Origin of the sequence: Oscillatoria salina IIICB1 (genome assembly GCF_020144665.1) — a bacterium.
GTDB lineage: Bacteria > Cyanobacteriota > Cyanobacteriia > Cyanobacteriales > SIO1D9 > IIICB1.
The window spans coordinates 12,474-30,937 of the sequence record NZ_JAAHBQ010000067.1; the positions used below are offsets into that span (position 1 = coordinate 12,474).

An 18,464-nucleotide genomic window follows, 5' to 3' on the forward strand; every position below is an offset into this window, starting at 1 on the left:
TCTTTACTTGGCGATTATTTTGAGTTGAAAACCAGCTAGAGCGGTCATTGAATAATTTCGTCTTTCAGTAGGGATATCTAAAAATGCTTAACAGCGAAACCAGGTTGATTTCCACCTATGAAACCCAAAAAATAATCGCTCGGTTAAGTTCAGCCAAGTTAATTGCTTTAACCCCAGAGGATATCGAATTACCAGCGCTGACAGTAACAAAATCAACGATGAAATACAAAGCAAATAGTTTCGTGGTAAATCAAGAAGGCAGCGCGTTAACAAATATGGTCATTCCGAACAATTTGTTGACAGCAATCGAGCCTATGGAATTACAAAATCTCCTCTTCAGATTGTCAAAAACTATCGAACATCTAAATCAAGAGATTCAGCATAAAAAAAGGACCTTCAATCAAAGCGAACAACGCTATCAAATGCTTGTCGAAGAAATCGCTCAACCAATATGTAGATTATTACCCAACGGAACAGTTATCTTTGTCAATCATGCTTACTGTCAGCAATTTCAGCAAGAGCGATCGCAAATCATCGGACAAAATTTCTTTAACTCAATCCCCCCAGAAGCACAACAAGCAACTAGAGAACATTTTGCTTCTCTCGATCGGGAAAATCCTGTCAAATCTAGAAGCCAACTGCTAAATTTACCTACAGGAGAACAACGGTTACTCGAATGGACAGATCGAGCAATTTTTGATGAAGAAGGTAACAAGATCGAAATTCAGTCAGTAGGAAGAGAAATTAGTTCAGAGTTGCCCGAAAAACACTGCTGTTCCTTAGAAATCGCTTTACAAGAAAGTCAACAAGCTTTAGAAGCTACTTTTGAGCAAATTAACCTAGGAATGGCTCACATTGCTGTAGATGGTCGCTTACTCCGTGTTAATCAAAATTTCTGCAAGATTTTGGGTTATACTCCCAGGGAATTAGAAAATGCTAATCTTGCTAAAATCACCCATCCGGACGACCTAAAAATGGACAAATTGTATTTAGAGCAATTGTTGTCCAACCAAAGAGAAAACCTGCGCCTTTCGCGACGTTACTTACGCAAAAACCGTTCGCTAGTTTGGGTAAATTTTCATCTTTCCCTAGCACGACAAAAATCGGGAAAACCAGTTTATTTCGTGGTGACAATTGAAGATATTAGCGATCGCCAGCGTACTGAAGAAAAATTACGCCATCAAGCTGCCCAAGAAAGATTACTAAGTAAAATTACCCGCCAGATATCTTCTTCCCTTAATTTCGACGAGATTATCAATACTGCTGTCGCCGAAGTACGTCAATTTCTCCAAGCAGACAGAATAATTATTTTCCGTTTTGCTGCTGATGGTAGTGGTATGGTTACTCACGAGTCAGTCACTTCAGAAACGATGAAAATCCAAAATTCTTGCATCGTCGATCCTTGTTTCCAGAAAAATTATCTTCGGCAATACCAAGAAGGACGGGTAAAAGCAGTTAACGATATTTACAATGCTGGTTTGAGTCGCTGTTACATCGAAATGCTCGAAAAATTTCAAGTAAAAGCCCATATAGTCGTCCCTATTCTTCAACAAGAAGAGTTGTGGGGTTTATTAATCGTTCACCAATGCAGCGAACCGAGGAAATGGCAGCCACGAGAAGTTATGCTTCTGTTAGAGATATCAGCGCAAATGGGGATAGCTAGTCAACAAGCAGAACTTTATCAAAGATTAGCCGCAGCTAATCGAGAATTGCGACGTATTGCACATTCTGACGGATTAACTGGGTTAGCAAATCGTCGCTGCTTCGATTCTTATCTCGAACTAGAGTGGCGGCGATCGTACCGGCAACGAGCTTCATTATCAATCATTTTGTGCGATATTGATTACTTTAAGCTATATAACGACACCTACGGTCATCAAGCAGGTGATGATTGCTTGCAAAAAGTCGCGAGTGCGATCGCTGATACTGTTAAACGTCCCGCAGATTTAGTTGCTCGTTATGGAGGAGAAGAATTCGTTATTATTTTACCTAATACTACGGTAGAAGGAGCGCTCAAAGTGGCTAAAAATATTCACGATGCTGTCAAAAGTTTAGCTATTCCTCATCTAAAATCTGAGGTAAGCGAGTTTGTTACTCTGAGTTTAGGAGTAGCAGCGACAATTCCTAAGTTAGCTCTCTCTCCTGATACTTTAGTTGCTGCTGCTGACGATGCTTTATATCAAGCTAAATCAGCAGGACGATCTCGTGCTGTTGCTAATTTTCATCCTCTCTAAAAACATGGATTTAGTTAATCGTCGTCTCGGACTCGAACAAGAATTTTTCCTTGTTGATGAAGAAGGAATACTTTCTAATCAAGCAGATATTTTTCTCACGCGCTGTCAAGAAATTGCTCGTTCCCACGATCGTCCTGGCAAATGTTTCGCGCCAGAATTTGTTAAAAGTATTGTCGAAATTAACACTCTTGTGGCTGACAATCTTCCTGAATTAACTCAAGAATATCTCGATTTACTGCAACTTTGCTTACAAGTTGCTAAGGAATTAAATTTACGTTTATATCCCCTATCTACTTACCCTTTACATATTATGCCTGTAATCCGGGATCGACCTAATTATCACTTGCAAGTGCGTACTGTTGGACCGGGAAGATTTGATAATGCGGCGAAATGTACGGGAACTCATATTCATTTAGAATTACCCCCAGGAAGTGTCGATCGATCTGTCGGTATTGCTTACAATTCTGACCCCGAAGCACGCGCAGAATTACTCAATATGTATAATCTTCTCACTGCTTTAGATACAGCTTTAGTTGCTTTATCTCGCGCTTGTCCTTTTTACGAAGGAAGTGTAACTGGAAAAGCAATGCGGACAGTACATTATCGGGGTAGCGAATATTTTGGTTGGGAAGGAGTTTATACTTATTTACAACCTGTCGGCGGCTTATTACCTTATGCTGAAACAATCGAACAATTAGTAGAAATTTTATTTAATCGTTATTATACTTGGTTACAAGCAATGGATCGAGCCGGAGTCCCGCGATCGATGTTTCTTAATTCGGGAGGCGAATTATTAACTGCGGGTTGGAATCCACTGAGAATTAATAAGCAAGGAACTTTAGAATTAAGAGGAATGGATTCTAACTATCCCGAAATTACTTTAGCCTTGGTTGCTTTAGTAGTTGATACCGCTTTTCGAGTGCGTCGCGAAGGTTTAAAAGTAACGCCAAAACCAAACTTGAAAACTTTTCTCTGGGATGAAAAAGAACTTCAAGTTCCTGAGTTTAACTGTCTCAATGGTGAGTTACTTTATGGGGCGGTAACTGAGGGGATAAAGAGTTCAATTGTCAAGGATTATTTAGACTCTGTTTGGGAATTTGCTTCTGGTGCTAAACAACCATCTCCGACGTTAAATAAGTTTAAAACAGAATTAGGAAATTATGCGACTACAGAAACAGAATTATTAGAAAAATTTGCCACTACAACCGGAGAAATTTCGCGCGAAGAAGGTTTGCAATTGGTACGTTATTGCTGCGATAAACTAGAAAAACAAGTAGAATTTCTCTCTCAGCAATCCCAGAGCCAGTCAGGAAAATAAGCGCTATCAATTCGCATCTATCTTAAGTTATAAATTCCCCAAATCTAGTCAAAAATTCCTAGAAAATTCTCAAACCAACCTTTTTCCCAACCCAAAAATCATCCGTGTTTATCCGCGTCCATCCGTGGTTAAAAAAATTCGCGATCGCGCGAAACCAAAACTTAGAAAAGTGTAATCTAGAAAACTTCGTAACCAAACCAGAAATGATAAAGTGGAAAACAGCATTGTCTCGTCAGCTTTTATGCAAACAACCGACAACCGCACCAAAATCGTTGCTACTCTCGGACCTGCGAGTAATTCGAGAGAAATTATCAAACAACTTGTAATTGCGGGGATGAATGTTGCCCGGTTAAACTTTTCTCACGGTCGTTATCAAGACTACGCTCGGATTATCGAAGAAATTCGTTCCCTCGAAGTAGAATTAGATACTCCAATTACAATTTTACAAGATTTGCAAGGACCAAAAATCCGCGTCGGTCAGTTACCGAAGGAAGGTATTAATTTAGAGAAAGGGAAAACTATTACCCTTGTCCCCCAAGCAGAAAACGACGAGGAATCATCCGAAGCTATTTCGATAGATTATCCCTATTTAGCTCAAGAAGCAAGCCTAGGAACGCAAATTTTGCTTGATGATGGACGTTTGGAATTAATGGTTGAAGATGTCACCGAAAATGCTCTTAAATGTAGAGTTATTGTTGGTGGTATTCTCACCAGTCGTAAAGGAGTTAATTTACCCGATTTAGATTTACGTCTTCCTTCTTTAACTGAGAAAGATAAGGAAGATTTAGACTTCGGCATCACACAAGGTGTAGATTGGATTTCTTTAAGTTTTGTGCGCCGCCCGGAAGATGTTCGCGCCCTCAAACAAATCTTACGAGAAAAAGATGCTGAAATACCAGTAATTGCCAAAATTGAGAAACCCCAAGCAATTACCCATTTAGAGGCGATTGTCGCGGAATGTGATGGTTTAATGGTAGCCAGGGGCGACTTGGGAGTAGAGATGAAACCGGAAAAAGTTCCGATGTTGCAAAAGAAAGTAATTCAGTCTTGTAACCGCAAAGGTATTCCGGTAATTACTGCTACCCAAATGTTAGAAAGTATGATTAATTCTTCTTCTCCTACTCGCGCTGAAGCTAGCGATGTAGCGAATGCAATTATTGATGGTACTGATGCAGTTATGTTATCAGGTGAATCAGCAGTTGGGAAGTATCCAGTGCGGGCGGTGGAAATGATGGTAAGAATAGCCACAGAAGTAGAAAAACAAATCGAATTTGTCAATCATCCACCCGCAGAAACCGATGAAACTCACGCCCTTAGCGAAGCTTTAAATACTATCGATAAAATTCTCTCTTTGCAATGTATTGCTTGTTTTACGACCACAGGTTATACTGCCCGTTTAGCTGCTGGAGAACGTTCTCAAGCACCCGTTATCGCCTTCACTAGCGATCGCCAAGTTTATCATGCTTTAAATTTAATTTGGGGCGTGAAACCTCTGTTACTCGAAAAACCAGAATTAGAAGTAGAAAAGCTAATTGCTCAAATCGAAGCTTCTTTATTAGAGCGAAATTTAGCCGCCCCAGGCGATAAAATTCTGATTTTGGGGGGTTCTCCAGTACGAAAAGCGATGGGTACTAATTTCCTCAAAATTCACTCAATTAGCGAAACTTAACTGGAAGCTAAAATCGATAAACTAGATTCGGGAAAGAATTTAGCATTGCGAGGTTTAACAAATACTTGTTGACCTGGATTTAAGTTTAGTTTAGCTAATTTTTCCCGGTCTAAATGAGCTACTAAAACTAAATTACTTGGTAATAATAGCTCAACTTGCACTTCCCAACCTAAATGAATAATTCGCTTGACGATCGCTGCGGTATTATTGCCGTTAGCGGTGGTTTGAAGATCTAGTTCGTGGGGACGTACAAACATCGATGATTGAGGAGAAAAACTACAGTGAGAGCCAAATCCATGCTCTGTTCCTGGTAAAATATTAACCTCACCAACGAAACTCATGACAAAAGGTGTCGCGGGGCGATCGTAAATTTCGGCTGGGGTTCCTACTTGTTCGATACATCCCTTATTCATCACGACAATTTCGTCAGCGACTTCCATTGCTTCCTCTTGGTCATGAGTAACAAAAATACTCGTTACCCCGACTTCATCGTGTAATTTACGCAACCAAGCCCGTAATTCTTTCCTGACTTTAGCATCCAGCGCACCGAAAGGTTCGTCCAAGAGTAACACTTTTGGTTGTACCGCTAAAGCACGGGCGAGGGCAACTCGCTGACGTTGACCTCCCGAAAGTTGCGAGGGGTAGCGAGAACCTAATCCCTGTAGCTGAATCAAGTCTAGCAATTCTTCGACCCTTTTTCTGATTAATTGACGGGGATGTTGGCGAATTTCTAGCCCAAAAGCGATATTTTGCCGCACCGTTAAGTGTTTGAATAGGGCATAATGCTGAAAGACAAAACCGATGTTGCGTCGCTGTACGTCGATGTGAGTCGCGTCTCTACCATCGATGAGAATTTTACCAGTATCGGGAGCCTCCAGTCCCGCGATCGCTCTTAGCAAGGTTGATTTTCCGGAACCTGAAGGACCTAACAAAGCGACGATTGTTCCTTCTTTCACTTCTAAATTAACTCTGTCTAAGGCTTGAAAATTGCCGAAATTTTTCGATACATTTTGCACAACAATACTCATTTTCTTCTCTCCAATTTCTTGAAAATCATTTACTAGCAATTGCAGTTCGACGCTCTAAAATTTCCTTCAAAATCAAGGTTACTGCTGCTAGTAACCCCAAACACACGGCTGCACCAAAAGCTGCTTCAGTTTGATAATTTTTATAAGCTTGTTCCACAAAAATTGGTAGCGTTGCTGTTTTCCCAATAATCCCGCCAGATACTACTGCAATTGCACCAAATTCGCCCATTGCTCGCGCATTAGTTAATAACACACCATACAACAAACCCCAACGAATATTGGGCAAAATTACCCGCCAGAAAATTTGCCAGTCACTCGCACCTAAAGTGCGTGCAGCTTCTTCTTGTTCGCTACCCATTTCTTCTAACACGGGAATTACTTCTCTAGCAACAAAAGGTAAAGTTACGAACAAGGTAGCGATTACCATTCCCGGCAAAGCAAAAATTACTTTAATTCCCGCAATTTCTAACCAATTACCAAACCAACCATTGCGTCCATAAAGTAAGATTAACATCAAACCAGCTACCACTGGCGAAACCGAAAAAGGTAAGTCTATAATACTAATTAATAAAGCCCGACCGCGAAATTGATTGCGAGCAATTACCCAAGCTGCACATAGTCCAAAAAAAGTGTTGAGAGGAACCGCGATCGCAGCGATAATTATCGTCATTTTTACTGCTTGGAGAAACTCTCTACTGGTAGTTGCGGCGACAAAAGCATTAATTCCTCGGTGAAATGCTTCATAAAAGACTGTAGAAGCGGGAATAAATAACACCAAAAACAGATAACTTAACGCTACTACAATCAAAACTAACTTATTTCTGAGCATAACGACGACCCCACTGTTGTAAAAAATTAATTCCTAACAACAACACCAGCGATAATAACAGCATAACTGTCCCAATTACTGTTGCTCCCGCATAGTCATATTGTTCTAATTTTTGAAATACCAACACGGGTGCAATTAAATCCTGGAAAGGAATATTTGCCGCCACCAGCACAACCGAACCATATTCACCAACTGCTCTCGAAAAACCCAAGGCAATTCCCGTTAAAATAGGCGGAATTAAAGGCGGTAAAATTACTCGCCAAAAAGTTTGTAATTGTGATGCACCTAACGACCAAGCCGCCTCTTCTAATTCCCGTTCCATTTCTTGCAAAACAGGCTGTAAAGTCCTGACTACGAAAGGCAAAGAGATTAACAGCATTGCGACAAAGATGCCTAAGCGAGTAAAGGCAATCTTAATGCCAAAAGGCGCAAAAAATTGCCCAATTAAACCTTTGTCGCTATAAGCCGTTGCTAAGGCTAAACCAGCCACAGAAGTTGGCAAAGCAAAAGGCAAATCTACTGCTGCATCAATGATTTTTCGACCGGGGAATTCGTAGCGAATTAAGACCCAAGCAACTAAAGTTCCCATTACGCCATTAATTAGGCTAGCAATTAAGGCGGTAATAAAAGTAACTTCGTAAGCAGAAAGGGCAATTGGACTGCTGGCAATTTGCCAAAACTCGGCATTTTCTAACGTAAGTGATTTACTAATTAATGCTGCAATGGGTAGCAGTAAAATTAAACTTAAATAACTTACGGTAACAGTCCAAGGTAGAGAAATTTTTGTCCACCATTTTTGACTTTTCCGTGGCTGAAATTGGTGTAAGGTGATTTGATTCATGGCATTACAACCGAGAAAAAATAGCTTGACAATAACCTAAAAATATGCTATAAATTTAAGGCATTTAGTTATTTTCCTACTTCGGCAAGGAGTTTATCAAAGACAGCACCATCATCGAAAAATTTAGTTTGGATTTGTTGCCAACCGCCTAAATCTTTCGCAGTAAATAACTTATCAATTCGGGGATATTGGGCTGAAAATTCGGCGGCTACAGTTTCGTTAACGGGACGAAAACCAACTTTCGCAAATTCTCGTTGCGCTGCTGGTGTATACAAATATTGCACAAAAGCTTCCGCCACTTCTCTCGTGCCATGTTTGTCTACATTAGCATCAACTACAGCTACCGGATTGTCGATAGAAATGTTATAATCAGTAGGAACAAAATAAGGTAATTTCTCTCCTTTTTTGTTGGCTAAAATCACTTCATTTTCATAGTTGATTAGGACATTTCCTTGACCTTGTTTGTAGAAAACATCGCTAGATTCGCGGGCATCTTTCGGCAAAACTGGCACATTTTTTAAGACTTTGGCGACAAAATTTGCTGCTTGTTGTTCGCTTCCTCCTGCTTGGGTAACTGAACCCCAAAATGCGAGAAAATTCCACCTTGCACCGCCGGATGTTTTTGGGTTAGCGGTAATTACTTGAACGTCATCGCGGGCGAGATCTGCCCAATTATTAAGTTTAAGTTTGTCGTCACGAGTAACGATCGCTGCGACGGATTTATGGACAATTGAGTCGTTGGGTAACTCTTCCTCCCAACCCGCTTCAATTAACCCTGCTTCAACGATTTTCTGCGTATCTAAAGCGAGGGCTAAGGCGACTACATCTGCTTCTAAACCATCGATAACGGCGCGAGTTTGCGATCCCGAACCGCCATAACTTTGAGCGAATTCCACAGTTTGTCCGGTTTTCTCTTCCCATTCCTCAACAAACTGGGGAATTATTTGTTCGTAAGCGCTTTGGGTAACAGCATAAGACACCAAAGTTAGTTTAATCGCTTTGTCGCTGCGATCGCTAGACGCACAAGACGCGATCGCCCCACTCAAAACTATTCCCGCTAACATCAAACCTGCAAAACGCCTTTGTTTAGGAATCATTTCTTACTCCTGGGGCTAAACCCCGGTTTTTGGGTCGCTTCAACCTAATTCAAATGTAACTGTATTTAAATTCATTTGCAATACAATCTTAATTCAAATTAAAAAATCTCTGCCTTGTGGCAAGATGAAGGCAAAGCAAAAGCCTGAGACTTAGGTATGGCAAAAGCAGCCAAAAAGCCGCAAAACAACCTCCTGAAGCTGCTAGTACAGAGTAACTACTTATTTCGGGAACTAGACGAAAACCAGCTAGCAGACTATCTCATCCCAGACAGCCTGAAAGCCGAAAAGCTATTTTCCAACCGTCCAATCTATACAGCCTTTCTCCCCGACGAATCTTTAGAGGTGCTATATGCGATCGTCAGCGAAGGTTTAGTCATCATCCGCAGCACCCCCTTAGATCGAATTATTGCGATCAACTACCCAGGCAGTTGTTTTGGCATGAGAAACCTAGCCTTCAGTTATGGATTAGCAAGTAAAGCATTTCCGAGTTTAGTCGAAGCGTACAAAACCACCCATGTAGTCAAAATACCCTTAGCGACAGTAGCAAAACTCTACGAAGAAAGCGAAATTTTCCGATCGCGCTACAAAATGCTCTTTGAACTGCGCGAAAAATTCCAGTATCATCTACTTAATTGCAGTAGTTATCCGCCCCAAGCCGTCGCTGCACTACTCAGAGCATTAATTTATCAAGAACGAGCGTTAGGAAACCAACCCAACCCAGAACAAGTTTACATCTTTGACTTACCGATAGATGTCATTGCCCGCGCCTGTCAACTCAACCAGCGTACCGTCGAACAAGTTCTGAAAGGAATGCAACAAATTGGTTTATTAGAACCAGTCACAAACAAAGATTTATCAGGAGATACCATCCAAGTCATCGATCCTGAAGGTCTAAAAGAAGTATACAGTGCCACGCGAGATAAAGTTTCCTGGTGGCCCCTGCGATGATTAGTTACCCAGTCCCCGCAGTTATCAGTAACCAGTTGTCAGTTATCAGTTATCAGTTATCAGTTACCAGTTATCAGTTACCAGTTACCAGTTACCAGTGAACAGTTACCAGTTATCAGTTAAAAGTTGTCAGTTTATCCCCCTTGTCTCCCTTGTCTCCCTTCCCTTGTCTCCCTTGTCTCCCTTGTCTCCCTTGTCTCCCTTGTCTCCCTTACCCAGTCCCCAGCCCCCAATCACCAGTACCCAAACCCCAATAGGGGCGCAAAATCACACCCCTACAAATTAAATCTAATTCTTACTGAAATATTCAGCTAATTCCTCAGAACCCCCAATCAATTCACCATTCATAAACACCTGGGGAGTTGTTTCCGCCCCCGAAACTGCACGCAGAGTCCGAGGAGTATAATCCTTGTTAATCAAAATTTCCTCGTAGCCAATGTTATGCTCATTTAACATCTTCTTCGCCCGGAGGCAATAAGGACAACCTTCTTTGCTGAAAATAAACGCAAATTTCGGTAGTTGTGCGTTCGGGTTAATATAGTTCAGCATGGTATCGGCATCAGATACCTCAAAAGGATCGCCTGGTTTTTCTGGCTCGATGAACATTTTTTCAATGACGCTATCTTTAACTAACATCGAGTAGCGCCAGGATCTTTTACCGAAACCGAGGTCATTTTTTTCAACCAACATTCCCATTCCCTCAGTAAACTCACCATTACCATCGGGAATGAGAGTCACATTTTCTGCTTGTTGAGTTTTTTGCCACTCATTCATCACAAAAGTGTCGTTGACGGAAATGCAAATAATCTCGTCAACGCCATTTTCTTTGAAAACGCCCGCTAATTCATTGTAGCGAGGTAGGTGCGAAGAGGAACAAGTCGGGGTAAATGCACCTGGAAGTGAAAAAACGACTACTGTTTTACCAGCAAAGAGATCTTTTGTAGTTATCTCACGCCATTCGCTATCCTCGCGGACTTTAAATGTAACATTGGGAACTTTTTCGCCTTCGCGGTTAGGTAACACGGTTCAGTCTCCTGTTGAACGATCTTCTTTACTTTACAAGATGTTACAGATTTTCTTCCGAAACTGGGGCAAAATCAACCAAATGGCTGATGTTTGCCTGTTTTACTTAATATTTTCAACAAGGAACGAGAACATCTTGACGACTCAGCACTCGCATATCTTCGTCATCTAATTCTACAGGAGTACCACTACGAATTAGTTCGGCAAAATCTTCATTCGGTACCATAATACACAAAGCATATAATCGTCCCATTCCAGTATTAATAATTTCGTGAATTCCTGTCGGCGGCACTAATAAACTATCTCCAGTGTTAATTGGCACAACTTTTCCATCGCAAACCGCCAAACCTTCGCCTTTAAGAATAAAAAACATTTCTACAGCAATGTTATGACGGTTAGGGGGAGTTTTGCCACCAGGATCGAAAATTTCTACACATACGGTTAAGGAAGCAGCAGCATTTGAGGGGTCGAAAACTATAGCTAAACGATTAGTATCGTGAGGGCTAATCCGATAAGTTTGGTAGTCTTGGGGAGACTTAATTATCGGAATCATGCAATGTTCGTTCATTTTTTTTCCTCAAGTAATCAATTAATTTATTAATTATTTAATTGCTGCTAAAATGGTCGCCGAATCGGTAACAAAACCGAAGCATTGATTAACGTTATAAATAGTTGCTTGATAACAATATTCCGGGGAAGTTGTCGCCGCACAATCTTTAATTAAAATACAGTCATAACCTAAGAAATTAGCATCTTGTAAAGTAGCCATGACACATTGATCGATATTTACTCCTGCAAAGAAAAGTGTAGTTTTGCCGAGGTTGCGGAGAATACTATCGAGGGGCGTATCCCAAAATCCACTCATGCGATACTTATCAACGAGGATATCCTCTGATTTTTGTTCTAACTCATCTACGACTGCGGCTGCCCAACTACCTGCGGTTAAAACTGGGGCGTTTCTTTTGGGTAATAAATTGCCTAAGCCAATGCCATCTCCGGTAGGATTATAAACATGAAGTAAACCAGGACTAATATTGCGTAAATCGGCGCGATTGCCCCAGTTTAGCCAAATAATCGGTATTGAGTGCGTACCGTCAGGTTGGCGCAGCGATCGCAACTTCGGGAGTAACATTTGTAGGGGCGCGATCGCACCTCTGGCTGGGGTGATATCAACGCCAATGTGGGCTAACCAACCATCAAGGTGACAGAAATCATTCTGCATATCAACTACTATCATCGCTGTTTTGGTTAAGTCGATTCGCAGTGTTTTGGTTTCTGTTGGCAAGATTACTGGTTGTGGTGGAAGCGGGGGACGAGTTAAATCCGCTTCGGTTTCATTTACTTTCCAATTGTTAGGTGGTATACCTAAAGTGCGTAAAGGTCGATTCATAATTAAGATAAATAAAAGAAGACGAGAATCGAGACAACTGAAGTAAGTTTATCTTTAGTCCTAGCGTAATTTAGCCTAATTGTCCTGTCTTGGCTGCTAATCTTAAGCAAAGATTTGTTAACAAATACACTTTTAGGATAGTCGCTAAGTTATTTTCCCTCTTCAGTTTCTCTTGTTTCTCTAATTTTCTCGATCTCTGAGGCTAACTCATGAGAAAAAATCTCGGCTGCCGATTCGATGACATGATCGGCGTTTTCCATCTCATTGCGGGAAAATTTCCTTGGTTTCCGGAAAAGATAATGGACGCGATCGTTTTGCTTTTCATACCTATCTAAAGTTGTTTGTACATCCGCTAAATAATTACGGAAATCATCATTTTTATACAATCCTTCATAAAGCGGACTATTAACTAGATAAACTTCAAATTCGTATTTGTTAGCCAGAGAAATAATTTTTTCTAAAGCTAGACGATTAGATTTAGACAAATTAAATTGATTTTCTTCTACAAACCGAAAATGAGCTTCAGTATTTTCTTCTACATATTCCGGATTTGCTTTTGAAGCAGTGTTAAATTCTTCGATTTCATCTCTCGATTCTTGCTGAAACCAATCATCTGGATTGGCAAAAATATGTTTAATACTTTGGTCTTTAGAGTATAATGGCACATAGCGGTCTAAAAACAAATTCCCTTGCTCAGCAAAACTTATCTCTATCTCCGGTTCTAATTTGTGCCAAAATCCCCAACTTAAAGGTATTTGTGAGATCACATTCCAATTTAGATCCCGATACCAAACATCGTAAACATAAACTAAAATCACTGCTTTAGGTGCGCTGTATTTTTGGATATACTTATCTACCATCCAAGCACTATTGAGCACTAAAGCATCGGCGATCGTACAAAGATTAAGCGCTTCGACATCTAATTCAGCTTCAATAATACTCGGATCGACTCCTTGATGACAGCTAGAATCTCCTAAAATTAAGACATCAACTGGTTCTGATAAATTTAACATTAATTGCCATTTATCCTCAATTCGAGAATAACCCTCATTTTGGGGATAATTCTTGAGATACCAAAGCAAACCAAAATTAACTAATCCCGTTAATAGCACTGTACCAAATATGGAAATAGTTAAGCGCCGAACTGTCGTTCTTGCCATAATTTCTTTTGGCAGTTGCTTGATTTTTTTCATCATTTTGCCCTCAAAATTGAAAATAAATAAATTCTACTGATTCTCGATATCCGTACAGCAAAATACTGACTAAAAATAAACTATAAATTGGCACCCGCAACCAAAGATTTAGCTTAATAAGGGCTAATAAATCTCCGGTGAAATACTGGTGAATTTGGACGATTAATAAAGGTACGGTCAACCAGAGAAAATTAGTTAAAAAATCTGCTGTATTTTCCGACCAACTCAAACCGATATGAGTAAGAATATAACCCATTTGTTCTAGAGAAGTGCAGCGAAAGATTACCCAACCAATGTTAGCTAAAATAAACATTAACAGCATTTTTGCTAAAATACTCGGATAAGAATATTTTCCACCCCAAGGATCTAAATGTTCTCGCTCGCGAGAAACCATTCTATATATAATTAAAATTAAGCCATGATAGGCACCCCAAATTACAAAATTCCACGCGGCACCATGCCACAATCCTCCTAATAACATTGTAATCCCTAGATTGCGATAAGTATTAAAAGTTCCCTGACGATTTCCTCCCAAGGGTATATAAAGATAATCTCGCAACCAAGTAGATAGAGAAATGTGCCATCGCGCCCAAAAATCGCTAGGATTAATGGCAAAAAATGGTAGCTTGAAATTCACCATTAATTCAAATCCCATCAGCTTAGAAATACCTCTTGCAATGTCTGAATATCCCGAAAAATCACCGTAAATTTGGACTGTAAAGGCAAGAATACCGATAATTACATCAATTCCTTGATAGTCGGTATAATTGTTAAAAACTGCGTTAGCAATTAAGCCGATATTATCGGCAATAACTACCTTTTTGAAATACCCCCAGAGAATTAAGAAAAGCCCGGCATTAATTTGTGCTAATTTTACCTTGCGCGGATGCGTAATTTGTGGTAAAAAATTTTCTGCTCGTTCGATGGGACCTGCGACTAATTGGGGAAAGAATGCTACATAAACGGCAAAGTCGAGTAAATTTTTAGCAGGAATTAATTTACCGCGATAGACATCAATTGTATAGCTTAAAGTTTGAAAGGTATAGAAGGAAATTCCTACAGGTAAAATAATATTTAAAGTAATTGGATTGGCGGCAATTCCTAACCAATTGAATAACTGAATGAAACTCTCGACAAAAAAGTTAAAATATTTAAAAAAGCCGAGAATAGATAAATTTGTAAGTAGAGAGACGGTTAGCAAAAGTTTCCGGCGCTGAAGATTGGATGTTTGTGACATCCATTGACTAACAAAAAAGTCAACGACGGTGGAAATTATTAATAAAATGAGAAAGCGCCAATTCCAGGAGCCATAAAAAATATAGCTAGCGACGAGCAGAAAAATATTTTGCGCTCGATAATGCTTTAATAAAAGTAGATAAAGCGAGTAAACTAGGAGAAAAAAAACAACAAAAGTTAGTGAATTAAACAGCATCTTGGGATTGGTGATTAGGAATTGGCAAGTAAATTATTAATTCAAAAGTTAAAGTTGAGTTAGATCGTCTACCTTAGTTTCTATATTTCTTTCCGTCGGGCATAATAGCATCGGTAAGATTGGCTCCTTCTAAATTGGTTTGATAAAGATTACTTGCTAATAAATTCGCTTCGACTAAAGTTGCCTCACTTAAATTTAGCAAACTCAAGCAAATTCCCACTCCATTTATTTTGGTAAGATTAGCCTTACTAAAGTTAGCTTTACTTAAGCCTGATTTTTGTAGGTTTGCCTGAGTTAAATTTGCACCTGTGAGATTAGCATTGCCTAAGTATACTCCAGACAAGTTGGCATTAGTTAAGTTGGCTTCTGTAAGATCGGCTTGGCTGAGGTTAGCGCCGGATAAGTTGGCTTCACTTAAGTTAGCTTTGACTAATTTTGCTCGCTGTAAACTTGCGTGGCTGAGGTTAGCTTTTGAGAAATTGGCTTCATTTAAGTTGGCTTCCCATAATCCGCTTAAGGAAAGGTTTGCTTGTGATAAATTAGCTTTGCTTAAGTTGATTTTATGTAAGTCGGCACCGGATAAATCTGCTGCGGGTAAGGATGCACCGGGAGCAAGAAAATAAATATTGGCTTGCTCTAAATCGAAGTCGAAGGGGAAAATAGTTTCTGGAGAGGCGATCGCGTGAGTTAAACTGGCTCTAGTTAAATTAGCTTCTTCGAGGTTGGTGGCAATTAGGTTACTATGACTTAAGTTGGCGTTACTGAGGTTGACTTCGCGCAAAATCGCCTTGCTGAGATTTGCTTTGCTTAAATTAGCTTGGCTGAGGTTGGCTTTGCGGAGGTTGATTCGAGGATGGGAAAGGTTAACTTTGCTGAAATTGGCTTGACTTAAGTTTGCTCTTTCTAAATTTACTCCACCTGCTAGGTTAACACCACGAAAATCGGCTTTTTCTAAGTTGGCTTCGCGAAAATTAATTCGGTAAAATCTTGCTCCTAAAAGTTGTATTTCGCTGAGGTTGGCTTCGCTGAAGTCAATTTGCCAAAGATCGGCTTTTTCGAGGTTGGCTTTGGCTAAGTTGGCTTTGCTAAAGTTTAAGTAGGCGAGGCTTTTTCCTGTTAAGTCGATTTGAGCAAGATTGATGCTGCTAAAGTTTCCTTCTCCGCGACGATATCGCTGCACGAAGTTTTGATAAGAGGTGTTTTTCTGAGGAGGAGAAACTGAGTTAGAATTTTGTTCTTGGCTGTTGGGGCTGCTAGGTGTTGCTGAGGATAAATTGTTAATTGTTACTCTTAACCTGCTTATTTCTAAACTCAGTGACTCTAGCAACTCTAACTCCGAGCGGTGGTGAAACTCTTGGCTGAGATTCTCTAGCTGGCGTTTCACTAATACTGAATACTTGGATATTTTCGCCAATTTTTGCTCTAGTTGCTCGATTCTGGCGATCGCCGCCTCCAGGGTTTCGATCGCTTCAGCAGAATTTTCTTGTCTTGATGCCATCCTAGTCTTATATAATGATTCTCATTCTTGTTTGAGGTTCGCGGATATGCTGATAGCTTACCAAGATTATTTAGGTCGCGATCGCTATCCTCCTCAAGTTATTGCCAAATAAATTCAATAAGCGTAAGATTCTTTTGAGAAATTTGTGTGTGAGGATATGGTAAAATTAACTAATCGGCGGGGAAAAACGGTTGTCGAGAGTTGGCAACCCACGTCTTTAATCTTAGCGGCAACATTGTTGGTTTCGCCTGCGGCGATCGCCGAAACCCTCCCCCAAATCGAAACAGAAATAAGTCCCGAAAGCCTGACAATTACTGAAATAGAAGCCATAAGCGAATTAACATCGCTAGTCACACAACAGCCCACAGACAGTAGCGAAGGTAGCGTCATCAACCAAATTGAAGGCTATAGCGGTGGGATGGAGCAAATCACCAACGTCAACCAGCTACGCGACGTTTCACCGAGCGATTGGGCTTATGAAGCATTGCGAAATCTTGTTAATAATTATGGTTGTATCCAAGGTTATCCTGATGGCACCTACCGAGGCAACCGCGCCTTAACCCGCTACGAATTTGCCGCAGGATTAAACGCTTGTTTAGAAGTGCTAGCAGCCAGAATTCGCGACAGTGGTACAACCACAACCACAACATCTGCGGTTAGCGAAGAAGACTTAATCGTGTTACGACGGTTAATCCAAGAATTTGAAGCCGAGTTAGCGACATTAGGCACTAGGGTAGATGACTTAGAAGCCAGAGTCGCATTTGTGGAAGACAATCAATTTTCAACCACAACCAAGCTCGAAGGGCAAGTAATCGTCGGTGTCGCCAGCATTTTCACCGGAGAAACCCCCGACGGCGAAGAAGTCAACGAAACCACAGTATTAGGATCTCGCGTTCGTTTAGAATTAAATACCAGCTTCACTGGAGAAGACTTACTCTTTACCCGACTCGCCACCGGAAATTTTCCCGAACTTGCTGACGCTACAGGTACAGCAGAAGGCGAATTAGCATTTGCCCAACCAGAAGGTAACGATGTCAGCATCGAAGTATTGTTATACCGATTTCCTCTCGGAGACAACACCGAAGTCTTACTCGCTGGCGCTGGAGCCGCAGCCGATGACTTTGCCAGTACCGTCAATATTTTAGACGGAGACGGCGCTTATGGTGCCTTATCTGCCTTTGGAACGCGCAACCCAATTTATTATTTAGTAGACGGCGCAGGATTAGCAATCACATCCCAATTAGGAAACACCTTTGAATTGAGTTTAGGCTACTTAGCCGGAAACGCTGACGATCCCTCAAGCGGAAACGGTTTATTTAACGGCGGGTATGCAGCATTAGGACAATTAGTCTTCAAACCCAGCGATCGCTTCAACCTCGGTTTAACTTACATCCACTCCTACAAAGCCGACGACACCGGAACTGGTAGCAGTCGCACCAGCTTCAATTTCTTAAACGACCTTTTCGACACCGATTTAGGAGACATTCCCACCAGTAGCAACTCCTACGGGATCGAACTTTCCTGGCAACTTAGCGACAAATTCGTCCTCGGCGGTTGGGTTGGTTACACTCACAGCCGATTACTTTCTACTTTCGATGGCTTAGTCGAACGGGGCGACAACGAAGTCTTTAACTATGCCGCATGGCTAGGATTTCCCGACTTAGGCGGTGAAGGCAATCTCGGCGGAATCGTTTTTGGCATGGAGCCAAAACTGATTGATACCAGCGTAGCAAACTTAGAAGAAGACAAAGATACCTCCTTCCACGTCGAAGCTTTTTATCAGCTACGAATCACCGATAATATCTTCATCACCCCCGGCGTAATTTGGATTACCGCACCCGGTTTCAACGACGACAATTCCGATTTAGTAATCGGTTCAATTCGCACCACTTTTTCCTTCTAAATAAACTATTCCCCCTTCCCTTGTAACTAAGGAGGTAGGGGGTTAGGTTAAACAATTCCTA

Annotated in this window: 15 protein-coding genes; 5 read left to right on the forward strand and 10 right to left on the reverse strand. The window is 40.9% G+C overall.

Annotation, left to right across the window (positions count from 1 at the left end; genetic code table 11):
• The first annotated feature begins 83 nt into the window (after positions 1-83).
• From G3T18_RS18585 to pyk, 3 genes are all read left to right on the forward strand, one after another.
• Positions 84-2,234 (forward strand): diguanylate cyclase domain-containing protein, encoded by a 2,151-nt coding sequence (locus G3T18_RS18585; RefSeq protein ID WP_224412080.1) that lies wholly within the window; start codon positions 84-86, stop codon positions 2,232-2,234.
• A gap of 4 nt (positions 2,235-2,238) precedes the next feature.
• Positions 2,239-3,552 carry a glutamate-cysteine ligase family protein gene (locus tag G3T18_RS18590; protein WP_224412081.1) on the forward strand — a complete coding sequence of 438 codons (1,314 nt, stop codon included), beginning with the start codon at positions 2,239-2,241 and terminating at the stop codon, positions 3,550-3,552.
• 211 nt (positions 3,553-3,763) lie between these two features.
• Positions 3,764-5,221 carry a pyruvate kinase gene (pyk, locus tag G3T18_RS18595; RefSeq protein WP_318014004.1) on the forward strand — a complete coding sequence of 486 codons (1,458 nt, stop codon included), beginning with the start codon at positions 3,764-3,766 and terminating at the stop codon, positions 5,219-5,221.
• Here the strand turns inward: pyk and G3T18_RS18600 are convergent.
• The 4 genes from G3T18_RS18600 to G3T18_RS18615 form a co-directional block, all read right to left on the reverse strand.
• Positions 5,218-6,249, reverse strand: a complete 1,032-nt coding sequence (locus G3T18_RS18600) for a sulfate/molybdate ABC transporter ATP-binding protein (RefSeq protein WP_224412082.1) — start codon at positions 6,247-6,249, stop codon at positions 5,218-5,220. The genes pyk and G3T18_RS18600 overlap by 4 nt on opposite strands.
• A 25-nt stretch (positions 6,250-6,274) precedes the next feature.
• The gene (gene cysW, locus G3T18_RS18605) at positions 6,275-7,078 is read right to left on the reverse strand and encodes a sulfate ABC transporter permease subunit CysW (RefSeq protein ID WP_224412083.1); all 804 of its coding nucleotides are present in this window, start codon (positions 7,076-7,078) and stop codon (positions 6,275-6,277) included.
• Complete coding sequence (cysT, locus tag G3T18_RS18610; RefSeq protein WP_224412084.1) at positions 7,065-7,919, reverse strand: sulfate ABC transporter permease subunit CysT; 855 nt, start codon at positions 7,917-7,919, stop codon at positions 7,065-7,067. The genes cysW and cysT overlap by 14 nt, the downstream gene beginning before the upstream one ends.
• Positions 7,920-7,987: 68 nt before the next feature.
• Positions 7,988-9,016 (reverse strand): sulfate ABC transporter substrate-binding protein, encoded by a 1,029-nt coding sequence (locus tag G3T18_RS18615; protein ID WP_224412085.1) that lies wholly within the window; start codon positions 9,014-9,016, stop codon positions 7,988-7,990.
• Positions 9,017-9,172: 156 nt separating this feature from the next.
• On the opposite strand from G3T18_RS18615, the gene G3T18_RS18620 reads away from it, so the two are divergent.
• Positions 9,173-9,964: a Crp/Fnr family transcriptional regulator gene (locus G3T18_RS18620; RefSeq protein ID WP_224412086.1), complete on the forward strand. Its 792-nt coding sequence runs from the start codon at positions 9,173-9,175 to the stop codon at positions 9,962-9,964.
• 288 nt (positions 9,965-10,252) lie between these two features.
• On the opposite strand, the gene G3T18_RS18625 is transcribed toward G3T18_RS18620, so the two are convergent.
• The 6 genes from G3T18_RS18625 to G3T18_RS18650 form a co-directional block, all read right to left on the reverse strand.
• The gene (locus G3T18_RS18625; RefSeq protein WP_224412087.1) at positions 10,253-10,987 is read right to left on the reverse strand and encodes a glutathione peroxidase; all 735 of its coding nucleotides are present in this window, start codon (positions 10,985-10,987) and stop codon (positions 10,253-10,255) included.
• Positions 10,988-11,102: 115 nt separating this feature from the next.
• Positions 11,103-11,555, reverse strand: a complete 453-nt coding sequence (locus G3T18_RS18630) for a cupin domain-containing protein (protein WP_224412088.1) — start codon at positions 11,553-11,555, stop codon at positions 11,103-11,105.
• A gap of 33 nt (positions 11,556-11,588) precedes the next feature.
• Positions 11,589-12,377: a cysteine hydrolase family protein gene (locus tag G3T18_RS18635; RefSeq protein ID WP_224412089.1), complete on the reverse strand. Its 789-nt coding sequence runs from the start codon at positions 12,375-12,377 to the stop codon at positions 11,589-11,591.
• Positions 12,378-12,526: 149 nt separating this feature from the next.
• Positions 12,527-13,573 (reverse strand): hypothetical protein, encoded by a 1,047-nt coding sequence (locus tag G3T18_RS18640; protein ID WP_224412090.1) that lies wholly within the window; start codon positions 13,571-13,573, stop codon positions 12,527-12,529.
• Between the two features lie 7 nt (positions 13,574-13,580).
• Positions 13,581-15,002 (reverse strand): MBOAT family O-acyltransferase, encoded by a 1,422-nt coding sequence (locus tag G3T18_RS18645; protein WP_224412091.1) that lies wholly within the window; start codon positions 15,000-15,002, stop codon positions 13,581-13,583.
• A gap of 73 nt (positions 15,003-15,075) precedes the next feature.
• Positions 15,076-16,500, reverse strand: coding sequence for a pentapeptide repeat-containing protein (locus G3T18_RS18650; RefSeq protein ID WP_224412092.1), 1,425 nt, complete (start codon positions 16,498-16,500; stop codon positions 15,076-15,078).
• A gap of 157 nt (positions 16,501-16,657) precedes the next feature.
• Between G3T18_RS18650 and G3T18_RS18655 the strand changes: the two genes are divergently transcribed.
• Positions 16,658-18,403, forward strand: a complete 1,746-nt coding sequence (locus tag G3T18_RS18655) for an iron uptake porin (protein ID WP_224412093.1) — start codon at positions 16,658-16,660, stop codon at positions 18,401-18,403.
• The last annotated feature ends 61 nt before the right edge of the window (positions 18,404-18,464 follow it).